This is a genomic window from Methylobacterium sp. CCH7-A2, from assembly GCF_001557075.1.
Lineage (GTDB): Bacteria > Pseudomonadota > Alphaproteobacteria > Rhizobiales > Beijerinckiaceae > Allobosea > Allobosea massiliensis.
In genome coordinates this window covers 1-2180 of the sequence record NZ_LSKN01000255.1, presented here as the reverse complement: position 1 = coordinate 2180, position 2180 = coordinate 1, and the positions used below count along the sequence as shown (strand labels likewise).

2 protein-coding genes are annotated in these 2180 nt (G+C 55.5%); one reads left to right on the top strand and one right to left on the bottom strand.

Features of this window, described 5'->3' with window-relative positions:
• Positions 1–143: 143 nt before the first annotated feature.
• Positions 144–629 (bottom strand): DUF6441 family protein, encoded by a 486-nt coding sequence (locus tag AX750_RS19635; protein ID WP_245282464.1) that lies wholly within the window; start codon positions 627–629, stop codon positions 144–146.
• Positions 630–801: 172 nt separating this feature from the next.
• Between AX750_RS19635 and AX750_RS25670 the strand changes: the two genes are divergently transcribed.
• On the top strand, positions 802–2175 hold the full coding sequence (locus AX750_RS25670; RefSeq protein WP_082750805.1) for a DUF349 domain-containing protein: 1374 nt from the start codon (positions 802–804) through the stop codon (positions 2173–2175).
• Positions 2176–2180: the final 5 nt, after the last annotated feature.

Below are 2180 nucleotides of genomic sequence, written 5' to 3'. Positions count from 1 at the left end.
GGCGGTGCCCCGAAGCCTCCCGAGTGCGGGGTGCAAACCCGCCCGCAGGCGCCGCGCTCATCCCCACCAACGGCTTGCCTTCCGGATGGCTGCCCCTCGGGGACGAGGTGGGGGCAGATTAAGGGCGGTGTGGAGAGCGGGGATTACGAGAGTTTGTCATCCCCGCAATGGGGCACGACAACGCAGCGCCGCCATGACTGAGGACGGCCACGGCGATAAACGAACCGAAGCTTCAGGCCGGTTCGCCGCTGCCAGCCTTCCGGCGTGATCCCTTCGCGTGAACCCGTGGCGCTCCGTCCGCTCTTGCCGGCAGCGGCGGTCGGGATCGCCAGGAACAGGCCACGCGCCGAGCGGATCACCACACCACGGTCAAAGGAATCGATGATGTTCGGCGCGCGCGACCAGACAGAGGCTGCGGCTTCGGCGCTCTCGCCCACCTCGGGGAAGGTCTTTCCCCGCCGTGTCCGCGACAGCCGTTCACCGAGCCCGGCCGCGACGAAATCCTCGCGGAGATCCTGCTTCAGGCCATCGGCAGCGTCGCGCATCCCCGATGAGACCGCGCGCTCGATATCCTTCTCGGTTTCAGCTAGCGCGTTGCCGAGATCGGGACGCTGGAACGTGAAGCGCATTACAGCTGACCGTTGCCTTGATTTCTCAACATCCCGCGCGACATGCGTGGCAACTAGAGTGCTGACCTGCATCCTGATCTTGTCAGTATGTCGGAATTCCCGCCATATTGGGGACAGAAAACTGGTGCCTGAGCCTAAGCGAAGAGAAATCTATAGAGCATTTGGGTGGGATATGAAAGAGACCCGAGAAGAATACGAGGCACGGAAAGAACGCGAATACGAAGAATTCATGGATCGCGAGCGCGAACGTGAAAATAATAGGTATGCAAAGCAGCGGCTCGTTTCTCGCGCCGAGTCAATTTCGGGCACCACTGATTTCAAATCGGGCTCTGCAGAAATGCACGAGTTGATGCAGGAATGGAAATCAATCGGTTCCGCAGGGAAAGACAACAATGACGAACTGTGGGCCGATTTCCAAAGCGCTCGTCAGAAATTCTTTGATCGGCGCGAGGAAGCAAAGGAGCGGCGTGAGCGTGAGATGGAGAAAAGCCGCTCCACGAAACAGGGGATTGTCTCCCGGGCTCGCTCTGTCTCGCGAACAAATGACTTCAAATCTGGAAGCGCCGAATTTGCTGATCTCCGCGAGGAATGGAAAGCCGCAGGTTTCTCAGGAAGGGAATCCGAGGACGATCTTTGGAATCAATTCCAAGCGGCGCAGAAGGAGTTCTACGAACGGCGTGATGCCGCGCGCGAGAAGCGGAACCAAGAGTTAGAAAGAAATAGAAGTGCCAAGAGAAGCATTGTTAATCGTGCAAAATCTCTTTCTTCCAGTACGGATTTTCGTACGACAGCGTCCGAATTTTCCGATTTGCGCCAGGAATGGAAGGGCATCGGTTTTTCAGGCAAAGATTCTGACAATGAACTTTGGGACGAATTTCAAGCGGCTCAACAGAAATTCTTCACTGCGCGCGAACAATTTCGAGAAAAGCGCGTGCGGGAACTGGCTGCAAATGCAGACGTTAAGCGGCGCCTGATAAGCAAGGGCAATGAGCTCCTTCAATTGCAAGACAGTCGGGAAGCACGAAAAGCTTTTGCCGAACTGCGTCAGCGATGGAAGGAAATCGGATCTGCCGGAGATAAAGATCAAGAACTTTGGGGTGAATTCTCTGCGATCGGCGATGCCCTGCACAAAGATAGGCTGTTCAACGATCCAAAGAATGCCATGCAAAGGCTTTCGAAACAGATTGATCGGGATTTTTCGCAGAAGCTTCAAGGTGAAATTGAGAGGCAGAATAAGCGGGCGGTCAGTTCGATCACAGGCGGCTACAAACCTTTTGGCGCAAGTGACGGCAAGAGGCATGGTCATCACAGTGATCCAAAACAATACGGCGGAGACCCCCGCCAGAAACTAACATCAATGGATGCAAATGAGCATCGTGCCTTTCATTCGGACAATCGTGCATGGCGGGCTACCAAGCAGTGGTCAAAAAACACTCCTAGAGAGAGGAATGTCGAGATTACCGCCGATCAGTACGACCTTACTAGAAACAAATACCCTAGAGCGGAATCCCATCAGGTTGCGTCGTACCCTGCCGCGCTGAAGTAGTTGGC